Genomic DNA, 26,140 nt, shown 5'->3' with positions numbered 1-26,140 from the left:
GATTATAATAAGTATATATTGTTTTAAAGGAGAGATATTTAATGAAAACAAATATTCATCCAGACTATCGTAAAGTTGTGTTTATGGATACAAATAGCGGAACATCATTTTTATCAGGATCTACAAAACAATCAAATGAGACCGTCCAATGGGAAGATGGCAACACATATCCGCTTTTAAAAGTTGAAATTAGTTCGGATACACATCCATTTTATACAGGAAAACAAAAATTTGCTGATAAAGGCGGCCGTGTGGAACGCTTTAAGCAAAAATATAAATTACAATAAAAAAACTAGCCGAGAGGCTAGTTTTTTTATTAATATAATGCTTTTTTCAACGTATCAATGTTGTGTTGCATAATGGAGAAATAATCTTCTTTATTTTTAACATCGTTTTTCGTTAATGACTCTAAGTTATGAAGTGTTAAAGCTTGAGCTCCCACTTCATTTTTTACAAGTGTAGACACTTTAGGCTTTAAATTTTGGTCAAAGATAAAGTATTTGATATGGTCTTTTTTTGCTTGTTTTACGATGTTTTCTAATTGTTTTTGAGACGGCTCATTTGTAGGAGATAAACCCGCTACGCTAATTTGCTTTAATCCGTATCGTTTTTCCCAGTAGCCGTAGGCTGCATGTGATACTAAAATTTCTTTATGAGGTGCGTCGCCAATCGTTGTTTTTAACTCTTGGTTCACATCTTCAAGCTGAGTCTTTAAGGATTGGAAGTTCTTTTCAAATTCTGCTTTTTTATCTGGTTTTAATTCAACAAGTTCATTTTTAATATTTTCTGCTAATTGAATAGCTAAAATAGGATCAAGCCAAACGTGAGGGTCTGTATCTCCGTGGTGATGCTCTTCTTCATGTGCATGTTCGTCCTCGTGGGCATGCTCATCTTCAGAACTCTTTGCTAGTTCAATTCCTTTTGCAGCTTCTACTAAAGCGACATCTTCATTCTTTAGCGTAGACTGTGCTTTATCTGCAAAGCCTTCAAGCCCAATTCCTGAGTAAACGAATGCGTCCGCGTTTGCGATTTTGACCATTGTTTTTGTGGTAGGTTCAAATGAGTGAGCATCTACACCGGTTGGTAAAATGCTTTTAGCTTCTACATATTTTCCACCGATTTTTTCAGTGAAATCCTGTAAAGGGTAAATTGTTGTGTAAACTTCTAATTTTTTATTTTTATTATCAGATGCGTTATTTGCACTGCTTGAACTGCACCCTGCAAGGGCTGTTCCAATTCCTAATGCCAGCACCATTAAAAGTGGTTTGAATTTCATTATGTTGCTCCTTCCGTTCGTATCGTAACCATTTATGACCTATGTTATTATATCGTAATTATTACGATTTGAAAACTAAAAATTTACGCACTTACTGTAAACTTAGGAAGGGGGTCTTTGAAAGTAGCCCAATCTTGATTCATTTCCTCATTTGTCAGCAAACAGTGGTCTAAAGTTTCAATTATTTCAGCTTTGTTCATATCAATACCAATCAATACAAGCTCGTTAATACGGTCTCCAAATTGTTCATCCCATTTTGCTCGTAATTCAGGTTCTTCCTTTAAGGTTTGTTCCCTTTCCTCTGCTGTGTACGTTGCGACCCATTCACCCGCTCCTTGAATCATAATGGACGTACCTGCTTGAGAAAGAAGTCCTGCCATATGGTTACGTGAAGCAAGCCAGAAAAATCCTTTTGCACGTACAATATCAACCGGCCAGTCCTCTAACCATTTCATAAAGCGTTCAGGATGAAGGGGACGATTCCTTCTATATACAAAAGAAGAAATACCAAACTCTTCTGTTTCAGGCGTATGGTGTTCTTCATTTAATTCTTTAATCCACCCGGCTCCTTGACTAGCTTTTTCAAAGTCGAATAAGTCGGTATGAAGTATGGCTTCAAGTTTTACCTCACTATTAATTGTTTGGATAACAGTGGCCTCTGAGTTTAATTTGTGAAGAACAGCCTGCAGCTCATCTGCATCGTCTTTTGTTAACAAATCAACTTTGTTTAATAAAATGACGTTTGCAAATTCAATTTGATCGATTAATAAATCAACCACTTCTCTTTTATCGTTTTCATCCGTTCCTTCTTTGCGGTCTAATAAGCTTTCGCCGGATGAAAAGTCTTCCCAAAAGCGATTAGCATCTACTACAGTGACCATCGTATCTAATGAACATTTCTGAGTTAAATCAATGCCAAGCTCTTCATCAATATAAGTAAATGTTTGAGCAACAGGGATAGGTTCGCTGATTCCGGAAGATTCAATGACAATATAATCAATATCATCATTGTCAGCGAGGCGTTCTACCTCTTTCATTAAATCATCTCGAAGCGTACAGCAAATACAGCCATTTTGCATTTCAACAAGTTTTTCTTCTGTTCGAGAAAATCCGCCTTGTTTAACTAAGTCTGCATCAATATTTACTTCGCTCATGTCATTGACAATGACCGCGACCTTTAAACCTTCTTTATTTTTTAAAATATGGTTCAAAAGAGTTGTTTTACCTGACCCAAGGTATCCGCTTAAAACGGTAACGGGAATTTTTTTCACTGTTATAACCTACTTTCTTGTCTTTAAATAATAATGATTACGATTTAACACTTTTCATCTTATAGGAAAAAGTATTATAATACAAGAAAGAATTTTTTTTATGAAGGAGAAGACAGCAAATGAGCTTATTACAAGATGTTTTAGAATTCAACAAAAAATTTGTAGAAGAAAAGAAGTATGAACTTTACGAAACAAGCAAATTCCCTAATAAAAAAATGGTTATTTTATCGTGTATGGACACAAGATTGGTAGAACTGCTTCCGCACGCTTTAAATCTGCGTAACGGAGACGTGAAAATTGTTAAAAATGCAGGAGCACTTGTTTCACATCCATTTGGAAGTATTATGCGAAGCATTTTAGTAGCTGTGTACGAGCTACAAGCTGATGAGGTATGTGTAATTGGTCACCATGACTGCGGAGCAGGTAAACTTCAGGCGGAACCTTTTTTAGAGAAAGTAAGAGCAAAAGGCATCTCAGATGAAGTGATTAATACCATTGAATATTCTATGGACTTGAAAAAATGGTTAACGGGTTTTGATTCAGTAGAAGAGACTGTTCAGCATAGTGTAGAGACAATTCGTAATCATCCTCTATTTTCAAAAGATACTCCTGTACATGGACTAGTTATTGATCCAAATACAGGAAAGCTAGATGTTGTTGTAAATGGGTATGAAGCAATCGAAAACAACTAAAGCTTAGTGTGATTTTTTCTCAGGTACTTCATCGATGCCACCCGGATGGAACGGGTGGCATTTTAAAATGCGTTTTATAGTCAAATAAGATCCCTTTACGGCACCAAAGCGTTTAATGGATTCAACTCCGTACTGGGAGCAAGTAGGGTAAAACCGGCACCTTGCCGGAAGAAAAGGCGAAATTCCTTTTTGATATCCTTTTATAAGTAAAAGCAAAAGCTTTGCAATCATTTATTATCACGTTCTTTCTTTCGTGTTTGCTCATACTATAAGGGATAGAAGGAATAAAAAGCAACTAAAAGAAATAAAGGTTATTAAATGGATGAAATATATCGGAATTGCATGTTATGATAGGTGAAAGAAGAAAAAAGGAGTGGTATTATGCCATCAGTAGAAAGTTTTGAGCTAGATCATAATGCGGTTAAAGCACCTTACGTAAGACACTGCGGTGTTCACAAAGTGGGAAGCGACGGCGTTGTAAATAAATTCGATATTCGTTTTTGCCAACCAAACAAACAAGCAATGAAGCCGGACGTTATTCATACGTTAGAGCATTTATTAGCTTTTAATATTCGTACTCATGTAGAAAAATACGATCACTTTGATATTATTGATATTTCGCCTATGGGATGTCAAACGGGATACTACTTAGTAGTGAGCGGGGAGCCGACTGTACGTGAAATTATTGATTTGTTGGACGATACGCTAAAAGATGCAATTAACATTACTGAAATTCCAGCAGCAAATGAAAAACAGTGCGGTCAAGCAAAACTTCACGATTTAGAAGGAGCAAAACGCTTGATGAAGTTCTGGTTAGAACAGGACAAAGAAGATTTAGAAAAAGTATTTGGCTAAAAATAAGCAGTCCGCTGGGCTGCTTATTTTATTTGGAAAAAGATGAAGACGTTTCTCCGAGTCTAAAGAAAGGGAAATGTCTCTTTTTATGAAAAAAATGTTTTAATCAACTAAAAAAGGGTACAACTATACTATATAAAGAGTTCATAAAGGAGCGAACAACATGGCAGCAAATGTAAATGAAATTGTTAATAAACAAGTGGCAAACTTTAGTGTAATGTACATAAAACTTCATAATTTTCATTGGTACGTGAAAGGTGAACAATTCTTCACTCTTCATGAAAAGTTTGAAGAGCTGTATACGGAAACAGCTACAATTATTGATGACCTTGCAGAACGCCTTTTAGCACTAGAAGGAAAACCTGTGGCAACAATGAAAGAATCGTTAGAGCTTTCTTCTATTAAAGAAGCGGATGGAAGCGAAACGGCTAAAGACATGGTTGCTTCTTTAGTAAGCGATTTTGATACGCTAACTGCTGAATTAAAAGAAGGAATGGATGCAGCCGGTGAAGCGGGCGATGAAACAACAGGAGACATGCTGTTAGCTATTCATCAAAGCTTAGAAAAACATACGTGGATGTTAAAATCATTCCTAGGCAAGTAAGCAAAACCTGCGAGCAATCGCAGGTTTTTTTATGATAAGATGGACGAACACTTTTTTTTCACCGGCATATACTGTAGGGATATGACTTCTGAAAGGGTGAAAAAAGTGGATATGCAGAAGCTTTCTGTCTTGATAATTTCAAGTTTAGGTTCACTGGCTTTTTTTTTATTTGGAGAGTGGGACTATTTACTAATGGCTTTAGTAGCATTAGTGGCGATGGATTACTTGACAGGCACGATTGCAGCTTTTATAAATAAACGTTTATCTAGCAAAGTAGGTTTTAAAGGAATTGCCAAAAAAATTTTTATTTTTGCCATGATTGCTGTAGCAAACTTTATCGATTCTGTATTTTGGGAAAACGGTCATATTATTCGAGATGGAGCTATTTTGTTCTATATTTTAAACGAAATGATTTCAATTACAGAAAACGCAAGAATTGTAGGGGTTCCAATTCCAGAGCCGTTAAAAAAAGCAATAGCGATTTTAAAAGACCGCTTTAAATCGTAGAGTGTATAAAAAAAGAATAAGATACACATAAGAAAGATAAGTTGGCACTAGAAAGAAGGAGCTGAATATCTTTCATGACAAAAAAATATTATGTATCTCTGAGTTCAGGGGAAATCAATCAGTCAAATACTGCTTCAGATTGGAATTATGCGATTGAAGCAACAGATGAAGAAGTGGAGCAGCTGAGAACCTATTTAGATCAGCGCGCTTCAAGCGATTGGTCAAGCTTTTGGCGATCCCATATTCCGTATCTGGAATATCATCATGATTCTCAAAATGATATGTACGATAAAACAACAGTTGACATATATGCCATGCTTTATCAGCTGGGAGACGATGAAACAAAATCACATATCAAACAGATGAATATTTTATCTTCAGATAGAACGGAATAAGGGGTAAAATGCAAAGAAAAAAAGTACGAGCATACTTTTCTTATCAGGTATGGCCGTAATGTATGATAAAATAAGGGAAAAATCAAATGGAGTTTGAGTCGACCATGTACACATTTAAGGATGCATATCATAATCAAGTATTTTTATCATTTGAAAAAAATCCATTCTCGAAAACTCCACGTCATGTTTGGGTCGTATGCAGGTATGAAAATCAATGGTTGCTAACGAATCACTCAAAACGAGGTTTAGAATTTCCCGGAGGAAAACTAGAAGGCAATGAAGTACCAGAAGAAGCAGCGGTTCGAGAAGTGTTTGAAGAAACAGGCGGAGAAGTCTCTTCTTTAACTTATATTGGTCAATATAAAGTAGTAAGTAAAGGAAAGACTATTATTAAAAACATTTATTTTGCTACGATTGGAAATGTAATTAAAAAAGAAGACTACATGGAAACAGATGGTCCCGTAATGATTGACGAACTACCTTCGGGCATTCAACAAGATGATGCGTACAGCTTCATTATGAAAGATAATGTTTTGCAGTATGTAATGAAATATGTAAAGCGAACATTTTTGTAAAAGCATCATATCAACGAAAATACCCCCGTTTGTACGGGGGTATTTTTTATGAGCGTCGGATCAATTTCTTTTCTAGATAAGCCACGCCTTGGTACATAATCGTAGCGAAAATGGCAATTAATAATAAGCTGAGAAGAACAAGAGTAAAGTTGAAGACTTGGAAACCATAAATAATCATATATCCAAGCCCTTTTGAAGAAACTAAAAATTCTCCTACGATGACGCCTACCCAAGATAAACCGACGTTTACTTTAAATGTGGAAATAATGGCAGGCATGGAAGCTGGAAGAATTGCTTCTTTAAAACAGCGGGTTTTCGTTGCCCCGAAGCTTTTTAGTAATTTAATATAGTTTGGATCCACTTCTTTAAAGGCTGTGTAAACGACGATGGATGTAATGATAACGGATATAATCGCTCCCATCGTTAAAATTGAGAAAAATCCTGGCCCAATTGCTACAATTAAAATAGGGCCCAGCGCTACTTTAGGCATGGCGTTTAAAATAACGAGGTAAGGGTCTAATATATGTGCAAGCCTAGTTGAATACCAAAGGGCCGTTGCAAGTAAAATACCTAGCACTGTGCCTAAAATGAAGCCAAGAACTGTTTCGAATAACGTAAAACCAATATGTTCTGCCAGCGAGCCGTCGGCAAGTTTAATTAAAAATAAATGCCATACTTTAGTAGGGGAACTGAAGATTAAAGGGTCAATCCACTTTAAACGAGAAGCCAGTTCCCAGAAGCTAAAAAAGGCTAAGAAAATGACCAGCTGTACGCTCAGTACTAATCGTTTTTCGCCCCGAACCTTGCGAAGGTAGCTTTCGTGAAGAGTATCTAGGGAGCTAGTGGGTTTCAAGTTGATCAAGCTCCTTCCATATGTCCATAAATAAATCGTTATAGACAGGATGCTGTCGTGCTTCAAACGGAGAGAGGGTTCGTAAAATAGAAGGAACCGTGAATGTTTTTGCGATTTTTCCTGGCTTGGCTGAGAATAAAAAGATTCGGCTGCTCATAGCAATGGCTTCGCCGATATCGTGCGTGACCAAAACGGCCGTTTTTTGATAAGTCATCAGTGTTTTGGAGACAAGTTCTTCAAGCTTGAGTTTTGTTTGAAAATCAAGTGCTGAAAAAGGTTCATCCAAGAGTAAAATAGCGGGGTCAATGGCAAGTGTTCGGACTAAAGCGACGCGTTGTCTCATGCCTCCGGATAACTGGTGTGGATATAGGTCATCTACGCCTTGTAGACCAATTTCTTTTAGGAGCAGCAGTGCTTTACTCTCCGTTTTGTCTGTTAGCTGTCCGCGAATTTCAAGCCCAAGTAAAATATTTTCTTTAATGGTTTTCCACGGAAACAAATAATCTTGTTGAAGCATATAACCGATGTTTGGAACTGATGTTCCGATATTTTCACCGTCTATTGTGACAGAGCCTGACGTTGGTTCAATCAAGCCTGCAATAATCGATAGAAGCGTCGTTTTTCCACATCCGCTTGGGCCGAGAAAGGAAACGAATTCTCCTTCTTCAATAGACAAATTAATATGTTCAAGTGCAGTGGTAGCAGACTTTGTCGTAAGGTACATATGTTGAACATCTTGAATGTGAAGTTTTGTCATATTACTCCCTCATTGCATCTTTTGCGAATTTTGTGTTGACTAGCTTGCTGTGATCAATGTGTCTTGGAAGTTCTCCAGATTCGTCCATGATTGTTTGTAAATGATCCCACTCTTTTTGATCTAATAAAGGGTTAGTTGCAAAGGATTTTTGGGATTTATAGCGGTCAATAACCGTTTTTAGCGTGTCTTTAGGTGTATCTTCAAAATACGGTGCAACCACTTCAGCAATTTCATCTGTGCTATGTGTATTCACCCATTTTTGTGCTTTGTAAATAGCTCGAGTAAATTTAGCTGCTGCTTCAGGGTTATCTTTTAAATAGCTTTCTTTGGCCATAAATGTTGTATAAGGAACTGTTCCTGATTCTTTTCCGAAGGAAGCAACGATATGTCCTTTTCCTTGTTTCTCTAAAATACTAGCCGTTGGCTCAAATAATTGAACGTAATCTCCAGTACCAGAAGCAAAAGCATTCGCAACGTTAGCAAAATCAATGTTCTGAACGAGTTTTACATCTTTTTTAGGATCAATATTATGCTGTTTTAACACATATTCCCCTACCATTTGCGGCATGCCGCCTTTGCGTTGACCAAGAAACGTTTTGCCTTTAAGCTGATCCCATGAAAATTGATCGACCTTTTTACGTGCTACTAGAAATGTTCCGTCGGTTTGGGTTAGCTGTGCAAAGTTGATGACGGGATCACTAGACCCTTGTGCATATACGTAGATTGACGTTTCCGAGCCGACTAAGGCGACGTCGATGCCATCAGATAAAAGTGACGTCATTGTCTTATCTCCGCCCCAAGTTGTTTTTAAATCTACCTTTAGTCCTTCTTCTTCAAAAAAGCCTTTTGAAATAGCGACGTACTGGGGAGCATAAAAGATAGAGCGAGTTACTTCGCCGACACGAACCGTTTGTACAGATGTTGTTTTGCTGCAGCTAATTAGTGGAATGAGTAAAATCATAATAGCAAGCAAAGAAAAAAGCCATTTAATTGGTTTCATAAAGCAAACCTCCTTAAAGTAATAAAATATTTTATGATAATGTATGTAAAGAAGTGGAAGAAGGTGAGTGCCTATATAACTATGTGGAAAATCAAAGAAGTAGTAGTCAACGACTGAAAGTAAACCTTAGCGGAAGAAAGTAAACCTTAGCGGAAGAAAGTAGGCTAGTTATATAAAGAATGGAGGAAAAAAATGAAAGATGGAACAATTCTTCATAAACAGCGTTTCCCATCATCAAATCCTCGCGTGACGCTGTGGGTGATTACATATGCATGTCAAGGGCTTAAGATTAAAGGAATGCTTGCAGAGCCAAAAGAAAAAGGAATGTATGACGGCTTTTTATACTTAAGAGGAGGTATTAAGAACGTAGGAACGGTTCGCCCTGCTCGACTCATTCAATTTGCTTCACAAGGTTTTATTGTGATGGCTCCGTTCTATAGGGGAAATCAAGGAGGCGAAGGAAACGAAGATTTTGCAGGAGATGATCGTTACGATGCTTTTGCTGCTTACGATTTACTGAAACAGCTCCCTAACGTCCACCATGACCGCATTCATATTTTTGGGTTTTCACGAGGGGGAGTGATGGCTTTACTCACAGCCATTGAAAAAAAAGACAGCCGTTCTCTTGTGCTATGGGGAGGCGTCACGGATATGGTGCTGACATATGAAGAAAGAGAAGATTTAAGAAGAATGATGAAGCGGGTGATTGGAGGAACTCCTTCTAAATATCCTGAAAGATACGAATGGAGGACACCTTTGCATCGTGCTCATCTCGTCGAGCCGCCGGTCTTGCTTATTCATGGTTTAGAAGATAAAAACGTCTCAATTGATCATTCCTATCAGCTCGAATCTAAACTAAAGAAGTCCAATAAAAAAGTTACCAGCTGGTATTTTGAAAACTTTCCACATGCTTTTCCACCAAAAGAAAACCGAGAAACGGTAAAGAAGTTAACGAAGTGGATGAAAGCGCAATAAAAGATATGCTACGATAGAAAAAACAAGTAGAATAACAGTGAGGAGTGAGAGAAAATGGGGATGCCGCTAGAATTAAATACAATGATTGTGACAAAAGGCAACGAAAAGCGTGTAACAGATAACATTTTTCAAGTTGAGAAAAAAGGATATCGTTTGTATCCGTTGGATATTCCATTAAACATTCACAAAACGAAAAATGGAGAATGTATTGGAACTGCTGTTGTGCGTAAGGTAGAAATGGAGCAGGAAAAAACCATTGTCACATATGAACTGACAAAATTACATTCGACTAACTAAAAAACCGATCGTCTATAAGACGATCGGTTTTTTATTAGACTCTAGGTCCGCCTAATGTTGAAATGTCCGATGCTACATCATTAAAACGCTTGAAGTTCGCTTTGAATTTAGCGGCAAGTTCAGTTGCTTTTTGGTTATAAGCTGTTGCATCGTTCCATGCTTTAGAAGGCTGAAGCACTTCATCAGGAACTCCCGGAACATGAGTTGGAATCGATAAACCAAAAATAGCATCTGTTACTGTTTCGGTATTAGCTAGTTCTCCTTCAAGAGCTGCTTGAACCATAGCTCGAGTGTAACTTAACTTCATTCGTTCACCCACGCCGTATTCACCGCCGGTCCATCCAGTGTTTACAAGGTAGACATTTACGTTATGTTCATCGATTTTCTTTCCTAGCATTTCTGCATAAGTTGTTGGAGCAAGAGGTAAGAAAGGCTCACCAAAGCATGTAGAGAAAGTAGCCTGTGGCGATGTTACGCCGCGCTCTGTTCCAGCTAACTTACTAGTGTATCCGCTCAGAAAATGGTACATCGCTTGTTCTTTTGTAAGCTTGCTGATTGGAGGTAAGACGCCGAAGGCATCAGCAGTTAAAAAGACAATAGCTGTAGGGTGCCCAGCAACGCTTGGCAATACCGTATTATCAATAGAGTCAATTGAATAAGCGGCACGAGTATTCTCTGTTAAACTATTATCATTGTAATCTGCTACTTTCGTATTTTGATTCAACACTACATTTTCCAGTACTGCGCCGAAGCGAATTGCATTAAAAATTTGCGGTTCTTTTTCTTCGGAAAGCTGAATGCACTTCGCGTAGCAGCCTCCTTCAATATTAAATACACCAGAGCTTGACCAACCGTGCTCGTCATCTCCGATTAAACGACGGTTTGCATCAGCAGAAAGCGTTGTTTTACCCGTTCCAGATAAACCAAAGAATAATGCAACGTCACCTTCTTCTCCTACGTTAGCAGAACAGTGCATGGATAGAATATTGTTTTGAGGAAGCAAGAAGTTCATCACTGAAAAAATGGATTTTTTCATTTCACCAGCGTATTCAGTTCCTCCAATTAGCACAATGCGTCGCTCTAATGAAAGAATAATGAAGGTTTCCGAATTCGTCCCGTCTGTTTCAGGGTCAGCTTTGAACGTTGGAGCTGCTACAATTGTAAACGGCTTCACATCATCATTTGTTTTTTGTTCAGCTGAAGGGCGAATGAATAACTGCTGAGCGAATAGGTTGTGCCATGCAAATTCATTAACTACTTGAATTGGTAACTGATACTTTTTATCAGCTCCAGCATATCCATTAAAAACAAAAAGTTCATCCTGCTTCTTTAAGTGGGTTAAGACTTTTTTGTATAGCGCATCGAATCGCTGAGCAGAAATTGGCTGATTGACGGGTCCCCATTCAACCGTTTTTGAAGATACAGCATCGCTTACAATAAATTTATCCAAAGGAGAGCGACCTGTATATTTTCCGGTTTCGACTGACACAGCACCTGTAGAAGTCAGCGTTCCTTCGCGTCGAGCTAGAATTTTTTCAACAAGTTGTGGAACAGATAATTGGTGTTTTGTTGTTTTTAATTGAAGCAAACCATTTAATTCGATAGACATATCAACAGTACTCATGTGCACTACCTTCCTTTTTAGCTATTATTTATTCATTAATGTTTGAAATTTATAATTAGTATAACACATTTATTTAATTATTCTATACTATTTAACTAAAAATGTTTGTGTATTATAAAAAAATGTACGTTATACCTATTTTAGACACATGTATATGTGCTAGAAGCGAAAAAAGTGAAGCTATTTCAAGTGAAAGCCTTTTTTTGGTCTGTCTTGTTAACCAAACTTCGTGATCATTCTTAATAAGGTATACTATTTTTAAATTTGAGTATGTTACATTAAAACAGATTCAAACATAAAGAGATGATTTCCATTTGAATGTTGTTGACAGTGAAGCGCTTTTTCATGTATTATATGTCCTTGAACGGATACTCTCTTATCCCGAGCTGGTGGAGGGACAGGCCCTGTGAAACCCAGCAACCATCGTCATTTTTTTGTGTAGACGATAAGGTGCTAACCTGATGCAAGGGCACAACCTTGATCGATAAGAGTGAAAGGCTTATGTAGAATTTGATACCTTTCCTCGATACAAGGAAAGGTTTTTTTATATTTTTTAACGTGTAATGAAAATAAGGGAATGAGTACCGTATCACAATGTATCGTATTTATAAGGAGGAAAACTGATGTCAACACAACGTCGTCTGTTCACGTCAGAATCTGTTACAGAGGGACATCCCGATAAAATTTGTGACCAAATTTCTGACTCAATTCTTGATGCTATCCTAGCAAAGGATCCAAATGCTCGTGTTGCTTGTGAAACAAGCGTAACAACTGGTTTAGTTTTAGTAAGCGGTGAAATTACAACTTCTACTTACGTGGATATTCCTAAAACAGTTCGTGAAACAATTAAAGGAATTGGCTATACTCGTGCAAAATACGGATTTGATGCTGAAACTTGTGCAGTATTAACATCTATCGACGAGCAGTCAGCTGATATCGCTGCTGGTGTAGACCAAGCGTTAGAAGCACGTGAAGGTCAAATGTCCGATGAAGAAATCGAAGCAATCGGAGCTGGAGACCAAGGGTTAATGTTTGGTTATGCATGTAACGAAACAAAAGAATTAATGCCTCTTCCAATTTCATTAGCTCATAAACTTGCTCGCCGTCTAACAGAAGTACGTAAAGAAGAAATTCTTCCTTACCTTCGCCCGGATGGTAAAACACAAGTAACAGTTGAATATGATGAAAACAACAAACCTGTTCGCATCGATACAATTGTTATTTCAACTCAGCATCACCCAGAAGTAACGTTAGAGCAAATTCAACGTAACTTAAAAGAATATGTAATTAATCCAGTTGTTCCAAATGAGTTAATTGATGAAAATACAAAGTATTTCATTAACCCAACAGGACGTTTCGTAATCGGCGGCCCTCAAGGAGATGCTGGTTTAACTGGTCGTAAAATTATCGTTGATACTTACGGCGGATATGCTCGTCACGGCGGCGGTGCATTCTCTGGTAAGGACGCAACAAAAGTAGACCGTTCAGCAGCTTATGCAGCTCGTTATGTTGCGAAAAACATTGTAGCAGCTGATCTTGCTGATAAATGTGAAGTACAACTAGCATATGCAATTGGTGTTGCACAGCCAGTATCTATTTCAATTGATACATTCGGTACAGGAAAAGTTTCTGAAGAAGTACTAGTAGATGTAGTACGCAAAAACTTTGACCTACGTCCAGCAGGCATCATTAAAATGCTTGATTTACGTCGCCCAATTTATAAGCAAACAGCAGCTTACGGTCACTTTGGTCGTACAGATGTGGAGCTTCCTTGGGAGTTCACAGACAAAGCTGAAGCATTAAAAACTCAAGCTTTAGCTAAATAATAAAAAAAATCTCCGTGAAAACGGAGATTTTTTTTATGCCCATTGAATACCTTCAGCAGATTTTTCTACGACATCTTCATATTCTGAAAGCAAATGCTGAAAAATGGCGTCCCATGATTGAGTAAGAGCATAGTGTCTCGCTGCATGGCCAAAGTGAAGCCGCTGGTGCAAATCATCAAGTAAACCTGTAATAGCCGAACTGAATTCTTCTAAGGAGTGAGGTTTGCAAAGGTAGCCGTTTCGCCCGTGCTGAACCATCTGTTTAACTCCTCCTGCATTTGCTGCCACCACGGGAGTTCCAGAAGCAAGAGACTCCAGTACGACATTTCCGAACGTTTCTGTTTCTGAAGGGAAAACAAACAAATCAGATGAAGAATAGATATGAGCAAGTTGCTTACCTTCAAGAAAGCCTGTAAATGTCATATGCTCAGATGCTTGCTGTTGCATTTGTTCTTTTAAAGGACCATCTCCCACAATAAGCCAGTGAACTTGGTGGCGGATATGATCAGGTAAAGATCGGGCAATTTTTAGTAAAAAATCAGCGTTCTTTTCTTTAGCTAACCTTCCTACATACGTTAAGATGTAGGGTTTTTTTATATTATATTTAATACGAATATCAAAGCGGTCATAGTGGGGATGGAACAATTTGTGATTTACCCCTCGCGACCAAATAGCTACGTTGTGAAACCCTTGTTTTTCTAGCTGCTGTTTGGTCACTTCGGAGGGAGCGAATAATTTTTGTACAGGTTTATAAAACCATTTCATATATTTTTGCAGTGGTACACGCATTTTTTCAAGTTCATAGTGAGATAAATAATCATCAAAATTGGTATGATAAGAGCCGACAAGAGGAATACCTAATCTTTTCCCGTAATAGGAGCCGCAAAGCCCCATTGTAAAAGGAGTGGCCAAATGAATAAGAGAAGGGTTGAATTCCTGCAGCTGCTTTTTAATTTTTAAAACGTTTGGCAATGAAAAGCGGCTGTTTGGATAAAGGAAAAACGGCATGCTAGGCGAGCGGTGAACATACGTTGAAAACGACCGATTATGAGCAAATTCAGGAGCAAATACCTGGATGGGAATTTGCTTTGATTTGACATACTGAGTAAATTGATAAAGTGTTTTAGCAGCTCCGTTAACTTCCGGAGCAAATGTATCTGTAAATAAAGCAATTCTCATGAGTACTCCTCCTATCAATTAGACTAAAAATATGTTCAGTGAAACAGCACCTGAAAAGATGCCGAGTATCAGGCCTACCATGACATCCGTCGGATAGTGCAGACCGAGATAAATTCTTGAAATGCCTACCGTTACTGCAAGCGGCAAAAGAACGGCAGCGAAGGCTGGGTAAGTAATCATCAGAGGGGTAACTAACGAAAAAATAGCCGTTGTATGCCCCGATGGAAATGAATGATCTTTTAATGGATTTTCTAATACTTTTGTATGCTTTAGTTGAATATAAGGCCGTTGTCTCGGATATAGCTTCTTAGCAATGGCAACAGGAATATGGCTAACGGCTAGAGAAAAGGCACAGGCGTAAGCGACGGATGAAGGATGCAGAAATAGCAGCAAGCACGCTATCACAATGGTAAACGTGGCTCCGCCGGCATGAGTTAGTAAACGTAAAAATCTATTTAAGTGCTTTCGATCAAAATGTTGATTTACACTTTTGAATAATCGGCATTCGGCATCGTATACATACTGAATTAACTTGGCTTTCATAGAGTCGCTCCCTTTTTAATAAATACGTCTTTATTATTCAGTTTAATCTTTAATTGTGGAGGCAGTACTAAAACGATGTAAATTAATATGGAAATTTCTTTACAATTGTGGAGAGAATAGAACATGATTAGAGAGTTTGTGGAGATACTAAAAAAATTCCCTCAGTATGACTTTCTGAGGGAACGTTTCCTTTATAATGAAGAATCAGATTTCTTAATAGACTTATAATACTGCCCTTTTTCTACATATTCTGTACGAATGCGCTGCATATCTTTTAAATCTTCCTCAGTCAGAGTGCGGATTACTTTAGCAGGTCGACCGAGTGCGAGAGTATTAGGTGGTATTTTTTTACCGGGAGGCACTAAACTTCCTGCACCGATAAAAGCACCTTCACCAATTTCCGCACCGTCTAAAATAATAGAGCCCATGCCAATGAGCGCGCGTTTGCGGATGATGGAGCTGTGTAAAATAACTTGATGTCCTACTGTCACATCATCCTCAATAAGCAAAGGAGCATTTGGGCTTTGATGGAGTGTTGATTGATCTTGTATATTTACTCGTTTCCCGATAATAGTAGGCGAAACATCTCCTCTAATAACGGTGTTAAACCAAATGCTGCTTTCTTCACCAATGGTGACATCTCCAGTAATCGTGACATAGTCTGCGAGGAAGCAGCTGGGTGCAATATTAGGCATTTTTTCTTTATACGGATAAATCATCAAATCATCTCCCTTTATTAGTTGAAAAAAAGTAGTAAATCTTCTAATGTAAGTGTACAAAGGTTTTTAAAGCAGGTAAACAAAAAAAGGAAGAAGGAGTAACTCAAATGCATAAATGGGAAGCAGTAAATCCAAAAGGCGTTATTGTCATGGTCCATGGAGCAGCGGAGCATCACGGGCGCTATCGCTGGCTGATTGAGATGTGGCGTTCGGTTGGAATGCACGTAATCATGGGAGACCTTCCTGGCCAAGGCTTAACAACGAGAAGAAGAGGACATATCCTATCCTTTGATGAATATGTATATGAAGTGGAAGAATGGGTACGTGAAGCGCAAAAATATGATTTGCCTATTTTCCTGTTAGGACATAGTATGGGAGGACTGGCGGTTATTCGTACGCTGCAGACAAAAAATCTTCCTATATGGGGTGCGATTCTTTCCTCACCTTGTCTAGGATTAAAAGAGCAAGTACCAGCTTACTTAGATATGTTATCTAAAGGATTAAATAAAGTCATGCCGAACAAACTTTTTGATTTGGGTCTTACTGTTGAAAAAGCAACAAGAAACCAAGAAGTTCGAGATGAAGATGAAAACGACTCACTGTACGTTACAAAAGTTTCTGTAAGATGGTACCGAGAATTGATTCAAGCTGTTAACTTAGCTTTTAAAGATATCGATCGTTTGCCGGATGTTCCGCTTCTTGTGATGCAGGCAGGAGAAGATAAAATTATTGAAAAGCTGATTGTTAGACAGTGGTTTGATGAAATAGAGCTAAGTGAAAAAATCTACAAAGAATGGTCTCAGCTGTATCACGAAATCTTTAATGAGCCTGAAAGAGAATACGTTTTTACATACGCGAAAAGCTTTGTTGATCTTCACATTTAATGAGTGCTGTCAGAAATTGAGGTGAAAATAAATGAAGATTCCGTCTCGTCCTATTTCATTAATGAGAAAAATTTATCGAGAAGTGTTTCCCGTCGTTCATCATGAGCTTAATCATTGGCGGGAACGGGCAAAAGAGATTCCTAATAAAGAATTACGCACTCAAGCATTGGCAAGTATCGATACAAAAACTTTTCATTGTGAAGGAGGCGGCATCCTATCGATTTTAGCGAAAGAAAACATGATTGAATGCGTAAAATTTATCGTTGCCTACCAAACAATCAGCGATTACTTAGATAACTTATGTGACCGCAGCAATTCGCTCGATCCTAAAGATTTTGCAGCCTTACATGAATCGATGCCAGATGCGTTGACTCCTCATGCACCTCTTGGGGATTACTATCGTTTTCGAACGGATAAAGACGATGGAGGATATTTAGCGGAACTTGTCCAGACTTGTCAGCAGTCCTTGCGAAAAGCCTGTAATTACCATATCGTCTCTTCACATTTATTAGAACTAGCTACTTATTATTGTGATTTGCAAATACATAAGCATGTTGAAATCAAGGAAAGAGTTCCACGATTAGAGAATTGGTTTGATGCTCACCGGCACAGTGTTCCTGAAATGGAGTGGTATGAATTTTCAGCGTGCTCTGGTTCAACGTTAGGCATTTTTTGTTTGGCCGCTTACAGTTTTCAAGAAGAGATGACCAAAGAAATGACGGAGAAAATAAAAGCGGGATATTTTCCTTATATTCAAGGTTTACATATTTTACTCGATTATTTAATTGACCAAGAAGAAGATAAAGCAGGAGGAGATTTGAACTTTTGTTTTTATTATCCTCACTATCAGCAAATGATGGACCGCTTTTTGCATTTTGTTGTAAAAGCGGACGAATATGCTAAAAAACTGCCGGATTATCACTTTCACTGCTTTATCTATAAGGGACTCCTGGGCGTTTATTTGTCCGATCAAAAAGTGAGGGCACAAAAACATGTTCATGTGAATGCACGTCGATTAATCAAAGCGGGGGGAGCACTCAGCTACTTTTTCTATATCAACGGACGCTTGTACCGAATGTTAAAAAGATAAGCCATATGCGGCTTATCTTTTTTCAATAGCAATGATGAACGGAGGATTGTTTTGCTGATTCATGAAGCGATATTGTAAAACATGGACGTCTTTTTGATCCAGATTTTGGACGTACGTTAGTAAATCGTCTCTTTCTTGTTTCCCTTGTTCGTGTCCGTGATAAATAACGAGCACAATCACTCCTTCAGGTGCTAGCAAATCAAGTAACTGCTCAATTGCAGAAATTGTTGTTTCAGAAGTGGTGACGATGTCTTTATCTCCACCTGGTAAATAACCTAAATTAAAGACAGCGCCCGTCACTCGTCCATTAATAGAGTGGGGAAGCATGCTTATATTGCTATGGCTTTCTTGGATAAGCGTGACTCGTTTTTCTACATGATGTTCTGTCAATCGCTGCTGAGTTGCTTGAATGGCTTGGGGCTGAATGTCAAATCCATATACATGACCTGTATCTCCGACTAAGTTGGCTAAGAACAATGTATCATGTCCATTTCCTGCTGTAGCATCAATCGCGACATCTCCTTCGGCCACAGCATTAGTGAGCAACGTGCGGGCAAAAGGCAGGATACGTTCTATTTTCATCTTTCCATCAACTCTTTTTCGTAATATTTTCCTTGATAGCTTTGGCGACGTTCGAGCTCTTGATCAATGGCATTTAATACGCTCCACTTATTTACGCTCCACATCGGTCCGATCATGAGGTCTATCGGTCCATCACCGGTAATACGATGAACAATCATCTCAGAAGGGATTACTTCGAGCTGATCGCATACAAGCTTTACATATTCTTCAAATGAAAGAAATTCAACAAGGCCCTTTTCATACTGTTTGACCATAGGAGTTCCTTTTAGTAAATGAAGCAGATGAATCTTAATTCCTTGAACGTCTAATTTTGCTACTTCCCGTACCGTTTCCATCATCATCTCAGGTGTTTCTAAAGGCAAACCATTAATGATGTGAGAACAAACGCGAATACCGTGTTTTCGAAGCTTTGCTACACCATCTACATAGCATTGATGATCGTGTGCCCGGTTGATAAGCAGTGAAGTTTGTTCATGAACAGTTTGCAGTCCAAGTTCTACCCATAGATAAGTTCGTTCATTTAATTCAGCCAAGTACTCCACCACATCGTCGGGGAGACAGTCAGGGCGCGTGGCGATAGAAAGCCCAACAACTCCGGGAAGCTTTAAGACCGCTTCATATTTTTCACGAAGCTCCTCAACAGGAGCGTGAGTGTTAGTGAATGCTTGAAAGTAAGCAACGTATTTTCCGTCTTTCCATTTATGATGCATTTTTTCACGGATTTCGTTAAATTGTGTCACAAGATCATCCGCTCTGTTTCCAGCGAAATCTCCTGAACCGGCAGCGCTGCAAAACGTACAGCCGCCGTGAGCTACCGTGCCGTCTCTGTTTGGACAATCAAATCCTCCATCTAAGGCTACTTTAAATACCTTATGGCCAAAGTGGTTACGTAAGTGGTAATTCCAGGTATGATAACGTTTGTTTTCAGATTTATACGGAAATGGGTTTGTCTGATTCAAATCAGCAACCTCCTTTTTACATGCAATATACATCAACAAATTGTATCAAAAACGTGAAAAAGTGCCAAACAAATTTAAGGATGCTTATATTTAACAGGTTCTTCTTGTCGTAAAGGAGAGTAAAGTTGCGCAAAATAAGACAGAAATGAACGAATAGGAGGAATAGACAATGACAACTCGTCAAGCAGTGGATCAACTTATGCAGCAGTGTGAAGATGCTATTCGCTTTGGACAAGGTCAGTTACAGGAAGGCATGAAACAAGAACATTACAATGACACTGAATATACAAAAGCACAGGAAAAATTAGAAAATGCTTATAAAGAAATTGAAGAGTTTTCTCACAGTGCAAATGCACAGCAAAGAGAGCAGCTATATCGCATGCGCCTGCAAGTTCAGCAGCTGCAAAATAAATTGATTACAACTCAGCATTAAGGAGAGGATTTTATGGCAACTCGTTCAAATCAAAATAACCCGGAACAAAAAACAAAAAACGGGATCAACAGCAATGATATTGAGCTAGGAAAAGATTTTGATCCTGTAAAAGAATTAAAAGCACGGAACAGCAAGCGTGCCCAGCCGGTTCGTTCGAAGCAAAAATAAGCGGTAAAAAGGTGATTTTGCATGATATTGTCATGTGAAATCACCTTTTTAAATAGTCAGCGAATTTCAAATAAATTGTCTATATGTAAAAGCATTGCGAACCCTTTAAGAAAAGACTAGAATGTACGTTGGCATTCGAATAGATAGGGGGGAGATCAATGCCCAAGTCACTTTGGTTTTTGATTATTGGTATGCTTGTAAACGTAACGGGAGCTTCGTTTTTATGGCCTCTCAATACAATTTATATAAATGAACATTTAGGAAAGTCGTTATCCGTTGCAGGAGTGGTTCTTATGCTGAACTCTGCTGCAAGCGTAGTGGGTAATTTACTAGGGGGAACGCTTTTTGACAAAATTGGAGGATATAAATCCATTTTATCAGGAATTATTATTACCCTTGTTGCATTAGTGGGACTGGTGTTTTTCCATGGTTGGCCTACATACGTTGTTCTCTTGGTTATTGTAGGGTTTGGATCTGGTATTGTGTTTCCATCTATGTATGCAATGGCAGGCTCAGTCTGGCCACAAGGCGGAAGAAAAGCATTTAATGCGATGTACGTTGCTCAAAATGCAGGAGTGGCTATTGGCGCAGCGGTAGGGGGCGTTGTAGCATCCTATTCATTTACGTATATTTTCTTAGCTAATACAATTTTATACGTTATTTTTCTTCTTATTGCTATTTTTTCATACCGTCATATTTCGGTTACAGTTGGGCAAACGAATGTCCTTAATGAAGCCGGTAGTATTCAGCACAAAACGAAACTGACGGCCCTTCTTATTTTATGTACAGGATACGTATTATGCTGGGTCGCGTATGTTCAGTGGCAAACAACGATTGCTACGCATACGCGTGAGTTGAATATACCTCTTTCTAGCTACAGTTTGCTTTGGACGATTAACGGCATTTTAATTGTAGTCGGTCAGCCTTTGATTGTGCCTATCATTCAAAAAGTAGCAAAGACATTAAAAGTACAGGTTCTAATTGGAACGGTTATTTTTGTGGCTTCTTTCATCATCGTGGTGAATGCCACAACATTTTCGCAGTTCTTAACAGCAATGATTGTGTTAACAGTTGGAGAAATGTTTGTTTGGCCAGCAATTCCAGCTGTCGCAAGTCAGTTAGCTCCATCAGGAAAAGAAGGGTTTTATCAAGGCGTAGTCAACAGTATGGCTACTGCAGGTAAAATGATTGGCCCTCTCTTTGGAGGCGTTATTTTCGATGCGTTTAATATGTCTACCCTGTGCTATTTATTAATTGCACTATTGTTATTTAGCATGTGTACAACATGGATATACGATTATAAATTAAAAGAAAAACGTCAGCGTTCACTAACCATCTCTAAATAAATAGAGGTGGTTTTATTTTTGACTGTTCAATAAACGTAGGAATGTCTTCAGTATTCCTTTAATAATATAGTAAGGGTCGTGACAAGCAAAGAAAGGAGTATATACCTGTAAAAATGTAAGCGTTTTCTAATTATATGACTTCTTGGGGGGGCTAGAATATGCTTAGTATGATTGGATTAATTGGAGGATTATTGCTGCTCATTGTATTAACGATGAGAGGCATGAATTTATTTATAGCAGGTCCGCTTAGTGCTTTAGTTGTTGCGTTAACAAGCGGAATGCCTTTATTTCCACAGCTGGTGAAAGAAGGAGAAGCAAATTTTGTTGGGAATTATATGTCTGGTTTCACAGGATTTATTGCTTCTTGGTATTTAATGTTTCTATTGGGGGCCGTTTTTGGAAAAGTGATGGAAGACAGCGGGGCCGCTGATAGTGTTTCTCGCTGGATTGTCAGTAAACTAGGAATGAAAAGAGCAGTGTTGGCGATTGTACTTGCCTGTGCGGTCTTAACATATGGAGGAGTCAGTCTGTTTGTAGTAGCATTCTCTGTCTATCCAATGGCTTTAAGCTTATTCAAACAAGCTGATTTGCCGAGGCGGTTTATCCCTGCTGCTTTAGCATTCGGTTCCGTTACGTTTACGATGACCTCGGCTGGATCGCCTGAAATCCAAAACTGGATTCCAATTGAATATTTAAAGACTAGTCCGTATGCAGGATGGGAAGTTAGTTTAGTTGTAGCGGTAGTGATGGCTGTATTCGGCTACTGGTGGTTAAAGCGCTTAATTTCAAAAGCAGTTAAAAATGGAGAGCGTTTTATATCACGCGAGAAAGATCCAGCAGTAACGGAAAATCAGTCTCTTCCTAATCCGTTATTAAGTTTGCTTCCGCTTGTGGTCGTGCTCATTATTTCTTTTGCACTTCATAAGCCGCTTCAGCAATCTGCGTTGATTGTCGCACTTTTAAGCGGTATCATTGTCACATACATTGTGAACCGAAAACACTTTAAAGGATTTTGGAATGCAGCATCAGAAGGGACGCTTGGAGCGTTAATTGCAATTGGGAATACAGCTGCTGTCGTAGGTTTTGGAGGGGTTGCTAAGGCTGTTCCCGCGTTTGGAGTGGCTGTAGATGCCATGACGCATATTCCAGGCAGTCCGTTGATAGGGGGAGCTATTGCGGTGAGTGTTATCGCGGGGATGACAGGTTCGGCTTCAGGAGGTCAGGCGATTGCTTTGCCAATTTTAGCCCCTCACTATCTAGATGCTGGTGTAAATCCAGAAGCTCTCCATCGTGTAGTAGCTATATCTTCTGGCGTATTAGATTCCTTGCCTCATAATGGTTATGTCGTCACCACAATTAATTCTATTTGTGGAGAAACTCATAAAGATGCGTATGGATCAGTTGCAGCGATGACGGTAATTGTTCCGCTTGTTGGTCTCGTACTTGCGATTATCCTGTTTTCTTTTGGATTTGGTACTTAATAATAGCTGTTAAAGAAAGTAGAGGCGGGGACAAAAGTATTTTAGCTGAAGGAAGATCCGAACGATAAATCGTTCGGATCTTTTCATTATTATGGTGAACTCGGCTTTTATGTGTTTAGTTGCTTTAAGCTGTTGATTGGAGCGCAAGATGAAGCCTTGCACGGAAATGAACAGTTTTGTAGCAAGGAGTCCAGATATCCTATTTATTCAGCTTTAGATAGGATTAACTTAATTATGTCTAAATCTCTTTGTTTGGCGTTGTATGTATGTTTTTGGGAGAAGTTGTTCATATATAAGAATGAAAGAGGGGATTTAGCAACAAAGCAGTGAGGCAGTGTAGAAACTTTTACAAAATCCGTTGAACAACTTGCAGTTTGCGAACATATTATTTACAATACAAGGTAGTATGATGTAAAAACTATGATAAGGAATAGTAGTGAACGAAGCGAGCTAAGAGAGCTGACGGGTGGTGCGAGTCAGCAAACGGGCGTTCATGAACTCACCTTGGAGTTGTAAATGTGAAGTAAAGTAACATTTACCGTCTATCCGCGTTAAGGAAAATGAGTGAGTACATAATTGTGCTAATTTGGGTGGTACCGCGGGAAGTTTATTCAACCTCTCGTCCCTTTGTTTGAGGGATGAGGGGTTTTTTAGTTTAATTAAATACAGCTGGAGCGTACAAGGAGGATTATGTATGGCTTTTAATCATGAAAAGATCGAACAAAAATGGCAAAAAGTTTGGGAAGAAAATAAAACATTTAGAACAACAGAAGATGAAGGAAAGCGTAAGTTTTACGCATTAGATATGTTCCCTTATCCATCTGGGGCGGGTTTACACGTTGGGCATCCAGAAGGTTATACAGCAACGGACATTTTATCTCGTATGAAGCGTATGCAAGGATACAATGTACTTCATCCAATGGGATGGGATGCATTCGGACTACCTGCTGAGCAGTATGCATTAGATACAGGAAACGATCCGGCTGAGTTCACTGAACTTAACATTAATAATTTCCGTCGTCAAATCAAATCGTTAGGTTTCTCTTACGATTGGGAGCGTGAAATTAATACAACTGATCCTAACTACTACAAATGGACGCAGTGGATTTTCTTACAGTTATATAAAAAAGGCTTAGCTTATGTGGATGAAGTAGCTGTTAACTGGTGTCCTGCGTTGGGAACAGTACTTGCAAACGAAGAAGTTATAGATGGCAAAAGTGAGCGCGGTGGGCATCCGGTTGAGCGTCGTCCAATGAAGCAGTGGATGCTTAAAATCACAGCTTATGCAGATCGTTTACTAGAAGATTTAGATGATCTTGATTGGCCAGAAAGTATTAAAGAAATGCAGCGAAACTGGATTGGCCGCTCTGAAGGAGCTCACGTTCACTTCACAATTGATGGATATGACGAAACATTTACTGTGTTCACAACGCGTCCTGATACGCTGTTTGGGGCAACGTATGCCGTTTTAGCACCTGAACATCCGTTTGTGGATAAAATTACGACAGCCGAACAAAAAGAAGCGGTAGAAGCGTATTTAGATCAAATTAAAAGCAAAAGCGATTTAGAGCGTACAGACTTAGCTAAAGACAAAACGGGCGTATTCACAGGTGCTTATGCAATTAACCCTGTAAACGGTGAGAGAATGCCAATTTGGATTGCTGACTATGTTCTAATGAGCTATGGTACAGGTGCAATTATGGCTGTTCCTGCTCATGATGAGCGTGATTATGAGTTTGCTGTTAAATTTGAACTGCCGATTAAAGAAGTAGTAGCGGGTGGAGACGTTTCAAAAGAAGCTTATACAGGCGACGGCGAGCACGTTAATTCAGACTTCTTAAATGGTCTAGACAAAGAAGAAGCAATTTCAAATATGATTCAGTGGCTTCAAGCAAATGAAAAAGGTGAAAAACAAGTAACATACCGTCTGCGTGACTGGTTATTCAGCCGTCAGCGCTACTGGGGTGAACCGATTCCTGTTATTCACTGGGAAGATGGCACAACAACTGCAGTTCCTGAAGATCAGCTTCCGCTTGTTTTACCAAAAACAACTGAAATCAAGCCGTCAGGTACAGGTGAATCTCCATTAGCAAACATTGATGACTGGGTGAACGTTGTAGATCCGGAAACGGGCAAAAAAGGGCGCCGCGAAACAAATACAATGCCTCAATGGGCAGGCAGCTGCTGGTATTACTTACGCTACATTGATCCAACGAACAGCGAAGCATTAGCAGATGCAGACAAATTAAAAGAATGGTTGCCGGTTGATATTTATATCGGTGGAGCTGAACACGCTGTTCTTCATCTATTGTATGCTCGTTTCTGGCATAAATTTTTATATGATATCGGCGTAGTTCCAACAAAAGAGCCGTTCCAAAAACTGTTTAACCAAGGTATGATTCTTGGAGAAAACAATGAAAAAATGAGTAAGTCAAAAGGTAACGTTGTAAACCCAGACGAAATCGTAGAAAGCCACGGTGCAGATACGCTTCGCCTTTACGAAATGTTTATGGGACCGTTAGATGCATCCATTGCTTGGTCAACAAAAGGGCTTGATGGTGCACGCCGTTTCTTAGATCGTGTATGGCGTTTACTTATCGAGGATAATGGTGAATTAAGCAGCAAGGTTCAAGAAAGCAATGATACTACACTTGAACGCGTATATCACCAAACGGTGAAAAAAGTAACGGAAGATTACGAAGGTCTTCGTTTTAATACAGGTATCTCTCAACTTATGGTATTCATCAACGACGCATACAAAGTTGATGTGCTGCCAAAGCAATACGTAGAAGGATTTGTGAAGCTATTAGCACCAATTTGTCCTCATACAACTGAGGAATTATGGAGCAAACTAGGCCACGAAGATACGATTTCATATGAAGCTTGGCCTGCGTTTGATGAAGCGAAACTTGTAGATGATGAAGTGGAAATTGTCGTTCAAATTAACGGTAAAGTACGTGCAAAATTAAACGTACCTGCTGAGGCATCTCGTGAAGAGCTTCAAGATATTGCAATGGCTAATGAAGATGTTCAAGAGTTCATTGAAGGTAAGACAGTACGCAAAGTGATTGCTGTGCCTGGTAAATTAGTAAACATCGTAGCTAATTAAGTATTGATGTAGAACAGCCCCCCTGACTAAAGAGCAGTCAGGGGGGCTGTTCTAGACCTAAGCGTCTGATGTCCCCCTTTCGGGGTTGACATCAGGCCCTTAGTTAAACCTTTAACTACGATTGGAAAAGCTTAGGTAGG

29 protein-coding genes, 1 riboswitch and 1 other annotated feature are annotated in these 26,140 nt (G+C 38.9%); of the genes, 17 read left to right on the top strand and 12 right to left on the bottom strand.

Translation table 11 applies throughout. From position 1 onward, the window contains the following. Positions 1–41 precede the first annotated feature (41 nt). Entirely contained in the window at positions 42–287 is a 246-nt protein-coding gene (locus NST66_RS23655) for a type B 50S ribosomal protein L31 (protein WP_013059552.1), read from the top strand. A gap of 29 nt (positions 288–316) precedes the next feature. Here NST66_RS23655 and NST66_RS23650 read toward each other — a convergent pair whose 3' ends face one another. Both NST66_RS23650 and NST66_RS23645 read right to left on the bottom strand, forming a co-directional pair. Then, a complete protein-coding gene (locus NST66_RS23650; RefSeq protein ID WP_028411857.1) occupies positions 317–1,276 on the bottom strand; it encodes a metal ABC transporter solute-binding protein, Zn/Mn family in 960 nt (319 codons plus the stop codon). Positions 1,277–1,359: 83 nt separating this feature from the next. Beyond that, on the bottom strand, positions 1,360–2,547 hold the full coding sequence (locus NST66_RS23645; protein ID WP_080754453.1) for a GTP-binding protein: 1,188 nt from the start codon (positions 2,545–2,547) through the stop codon (positions 1,360–1,362). A gap of 119 nt (positions 2,548–2,666) precedes the next feature. Between NST66_RS23645 and NST66_RS23640 the strand changes: the two genes are divergently transcribed. Then, positions 2,667–3,239, top strand: a complete 573-nt coding sequence (locus NST66_RS23640) for a beta-class carbonic anhydrase (RefSeq protein ID WP_028411855.1) — start codon at positions 2,667–2,669, stop codon at positions 3,237–3,239. Positions 3,240–3,242: 3 nt separating this feature from the next. Here NST66_RS23640 and yidD read toward each other — a convergent pair whose 3' ends face one another. Then, complete coding sequence (gene yidD / locus NST66_RS23635; protein ID WP_080754454.1) at positions 3,243–3,470, bottom strand: membrane protein insertion efficiency factor YidD; 228 nt, start codon at positions 3,468–3,470, stop codon at positions 3,243–3,245. 150 nt (positions 3,471–3,620) lie between these two features. Here yidD and NST66_RS23630 point away from each other — a divergent pair, with 150 nt between their 5' ends. The 5 genes from NST66_RS23630 (at position 3,621) to ytkD (ending at position 6,175) form a co-directional block, all read left to right on the top strand. Then, positions 3,621–4,094: an S-ribosylhomocysteine lyase gene (locus NST66_RS23630; RefSeq protein ID WP_013059547.1), complete on the top strand. Its 474-nt coding sequence runs from the start codon at positions 3,621–3,623 to the stop codon at positions 4,092–4,094. A 163-nt stretch (positions 4,095–4,257) separates the two neighbouring features. Then, positions 4,258–4,698 (top strand): Dps family protein, encoded by a 441-nt coding sequence (locus NST66_RS23625; RefSeq protein ID WP_013059546.1) that lies wholly within the window; start codon positions 4,258–4,260, stop codon positions 4,696–4,698. Positions 4,699–4,779: 81 nt separating this feature from the next. Then, the gene (locus tag NST66_RS23620) at positions 4,780–5,205 is read left to right on the top strand and encodes a phage holin family protein (protein ID WP_033579583.1); all 426 of its coding nucleotides are present in this window, start codon (positions 4,780–4,782) and stop codon (positions 5,203–5,205) included. A 74-nt stretch (positions 5,206–5,279) separates the two neighbouring features. Continuing rightward, positions 5,280–5,600, top strand: coding sequence for a hypothetical protein (locus NST66_RS23615; RefSeq protein ID WP_033579584.1), 321 nt, complete (start codon positions 5,280–5,282; stop codon positions 5,598–5,600). Between the two features lie 104 nt (positions 5,601–5,704). Further along, complete coding sequence (gene ytkD, locus NST66_RS23610) at positions 5,705–6,175, top strand: RNA deprotection pyrophosphohydrolase (RefSeq protein ID WP_013059543.1); 471 nt, start codon at positions 5,705–5,707, stop codon at positions 6,173–6,175. Between the two features lie 46 nt (positions 6,176–6,221). On the opposite strand, the gene NST66_RS23605 is transcribed toward ytkD, so the two are convergent. Genes NST66_RS23605 through NST66_RS23595 form a run of 3 tightly spaced genes read right to left on the bottom strand, consistent with a single transcriptional unit; the run spans position 6,222 to position 8,785 of the window. After that, positions 6,222–7,028: an ABC transporter permease gene (locus NST66_RS23605; RefSeq protein ID WP_033579585.1), complete on the bottom strand. Its 807-nt coding sequence runs from the start codon at positions 7,026–7,028 to the stop codon at positions 6,222–6,224. Then, positions 7,015–7,785, bottom strand: a complete 771-nt coding sequence (locus tag NST66_RS23600) for an ABC transporter ATP-binding protein (protein ID WP_025750714.1) — start codon at positions 7,783–7,785, stop codon at positions 7,015–7,017. The genes NST66_RS23605 and NST66_RS23600 overlap by 14 nt, the downstream gene beginning before the upstream one ends. Before the next feature lies 1 nt (position 7,786). Beyond that, on the bottom strand, positions 7,787–8,785 hold the full coding sequence (locus tag NST66_RS23595; RefSeq protein WP_033579586.1) for an ABC transporter substrate-binding protein: 999 nt from the start codon (positions 8,783–8,785) through the stop codon (positions 7,787–7,789). A gap of 192 nt (positions 8,786–8,977) precedes the next feature. Between NST66_RS23595 and NST66_RS23590 the strand changes: the two genes are divergently transcribed. Together NST66_RS23590 and NST66_RS23585 are read left to right on the top strand one after the other, a co-directional pair. After that, positions 8,978–9,760, top strand: a complete 783-nt coding sequence (locus NST66_RS23590; RefSeq protein ID WP_028411850.1) for an alpha/beta hydrolase family protein — start codon at positions 8,978–8,980, stop codon at positions 9,758–9,760. A 54-nt stretch (positions 9,761–9,814) separates the two neighbouring features. Beyond that, positions 9,815–10,057 carry a DUF2584 domain-containing protein gene (locus NST66_RS23585; protein ID WP_028411849.1) on the top strand — a complete coding sequence of 81 codons (243 nt, stop codon included), beginning with the start codon at positions 9,815–9,817 and terminating at the stop codon, positions 10,055–10,057. Between the two features lie 34 nt (positions 10,058–10,091). Here the strand turns inward: NST66_RS23585 and pckA are convergent, their stop codons facing one another. Continuing rightward, positions 10,092–11,681, bottom strand: a complete 1,590-nt coding sequence (gene pckA, locus NST66_RS23580) for a phosphoenolpyruvate carboxykinase (ATP) (RefSeq protein WP_028411848.1) — start codon at positions 11,679–11,681, stop codon at positions 10,092–10,094. A 373-nt stretch (positions 11,682–12,054) separates the two neighbouring features. Further along, positions 12,055–12,172, top strand: a riboswitch (SAM riboswitch). Positions 12,173–12,304: 132 nt separating this feature from the next. Here pckA and metK point away from each other — a divergent pair. After that, complete coding sequence (metK, locus tag NST66_RS23575) at positions 12,305–13,507, top strand: methionine adenosyltransferase (RefSeq protein WP_013059536.1); 1,203 nt, start codon at positions 12,305–12,307, stop codon at positions 13,505–13,507. A gap of 33 nt (positions 13,508–13,540) precedes the next feature. Here metK and NST66_RS23570 read toward each other — a convergent pair whose 3' ends face one another. The 3 genes from NST66_RS23570 to NST66_RS23560 all read right to left on the bottom strand — a co-directional run bounded on the left by NST66_RS23570 (position 13,541) and on the right by NST66_RS23560 (position 15,948). Beyond that, positions 13,541–14,686, bottom strand: coding sequence for a glycosyltransferase family 4 protein (locus NST66_RS23570; RefSeq protein ID WP_033579587.1), 1,146 nt, complete (start codon positions 14,684–14,686; stop codon positions 13,541–13,543). Positions 14,687–14,704: 18 nt separating this feature from the next. Continuing rightward, a complete protein-coding gene (locus NST66_RS23565; RefSeq protein WP_028411846.1) occupies positions 14,705–15,229 on the bottom strand; it encodes a phosphatase PAP2 family protein in 525 nt (174 codons plus the stop codon). Between the two features lie 191 nt (positions 15,230–15,420). Next, positions 15,421–15,948: a gamma carbonic anhydrase gene (locus NST66_RS23560; RefSeq protein ID WP_028411845.1), complete on the bottom strand. Its 528-nt coding sequence runs from the start codon at positions 15,946–15,948 to the stop codon at positions 15,421–15,423. A 107-nt stretch (positions 15,949–16,055) separates the two neighbouring features. Here NST66_RS23560 and NST66_RS23555 point away from each other — a divergent pair, with 107 nt between their 5' ends. After that, positions 16,056–16,832 (top strand): alpha/beta fold hydrolase, encoded by a 777-nt coding sequence (locus tag NST66_RS23555; protein ID WP_013059532.1) that lies wholly within the window; start codon positions 16,056–16,058, stop codon positions 16,830–16,832. A gap of 31 nt (positions 16,833–16,863) precedes the next feature. Beyond that, positions 16,864–17,922, top strand: coding sequence for a tetraprenyl-beta-curcumene synthase family protein (locus NST66_RS23550; RefSeq protein WP_028411844.1), 1,059 nt, complete (start codon positions 16,864–16,866; stop codon positions 17,920–17,922). A gap of 12 nt (positions 17,923–17,934) precedes the next feature. On the opposite strand, the gene NST66_RS23545 is transcribed toward NST66_RS23550, so the two are convergent. After that, entirely contained in the window at positions 17,935–18,504 is a 570-nt protein-coding gene (locus NST66_RS23545) for a class I SAM-dependent methyltransferase (protein ID WP_033579588.1), read from the bottom strand. Further along, the gene (locus NST66_RS23540; protein ID WP_154989641.1) at positions 18,501–19,463 is read right to left on the bottom strand and encodes a TIGR01212 family radical SAM protein; all 963 of its coding nucleotides are present in this window, start codon (positions 19,461–19,463) and stop codon (positions 18,501–18,503) included. The genes NST66_RS23545 and NST66_RS23540 overlap by 4 nt, the downstream gene beginning before the upstream one ends. 169 nt (positions 19,464–19,632) lie before the next feature. Between NST66_RS23540 and NST66_RS23535 the strand changes: the two genes are divergently transcribed. The 5 genes from NST66_RS23535 (at position 19,633) to leuS (ending at position 26,000) form a co-directional block, all read left to right on the top strand. Next, entirely contained in the window at positions 19,633–19,896 is a 264-nt protein-coding gene (locus NST66_RS23535) for a YtzC family protein (RefSeq protein WP_013059528.1), read from the top strand. 12 nt (positions 19,897–19,908) lie between these two features. Continuing rightward, the gene (locus tag NST66_RS23530; RefSeq protein ID WP_013059527.1) at positions 19,909–20,064 is read left to right on the top strand and encodes a hypothetical protein; all 156 of its coding nucleotides are present in this window, start codon (positions 19,909–19,911) and stop codon (positions 20,062–20,064) included. A 158-nt stretch (positions 20,065–20,222) separates the two neighbouring features. Next, positions 20,223–21,410, top strand: a complete 1,188-nt coding sequence (locus NST66_RS23525; RefSeq protein ID WP_028411841.1) for an MDR family MFS transporter — start codon at positions 20,223–20,225, stop codon at positions 21,408–21,410. A gap of 158 nt (positions 21,411–21,568) precedes the next feature. Further along, positions 21,569–22,891, top strand: coding sequence for a GntP family permease (locus NST66_RS23520; protein WP_340843714.1), 1,323 nt, complete (start codon positions 21,569–21,571; stop codon positions 22,889–22,891). A 411-nt stretch (positions 22,892–23,302) separates the two neighbouring features. Then, positions 23,303–23,521, top strand: a binding site (T-box leader). A 64-nt stretch (positions 23,522–23,585) separates the two neighbouring features. Then, the gene (gene leuS, locus NST66_RS23515; protein WP_028411839.1) at positions 23,586–26,000 is read left to right on the top strand and encodes a leucine--tRNA ligase; all 2,415 of its coding nucleotides are present in this window, start codon (positions 23,586–23,588) and stop codon (positions 25,998–26,000) included. Positions 26,001–26,140: the final 140 nt, after the last annotated feature.

The sequence above is a fragment of the Priestia sp. FSL W8-0524 genome (genome assembly GCF_038005965.1).
Classification (GTDB): Bacteria; Bacillota; Bacilli; order Bacillales; family Bacillaceae_H; genus Priestia; species Priestia zanthoxyli.
Note: the sequence above shows the minus strand (reverse complement) of the source record. Positions and strands in the feature narration are given on the sequence as shown.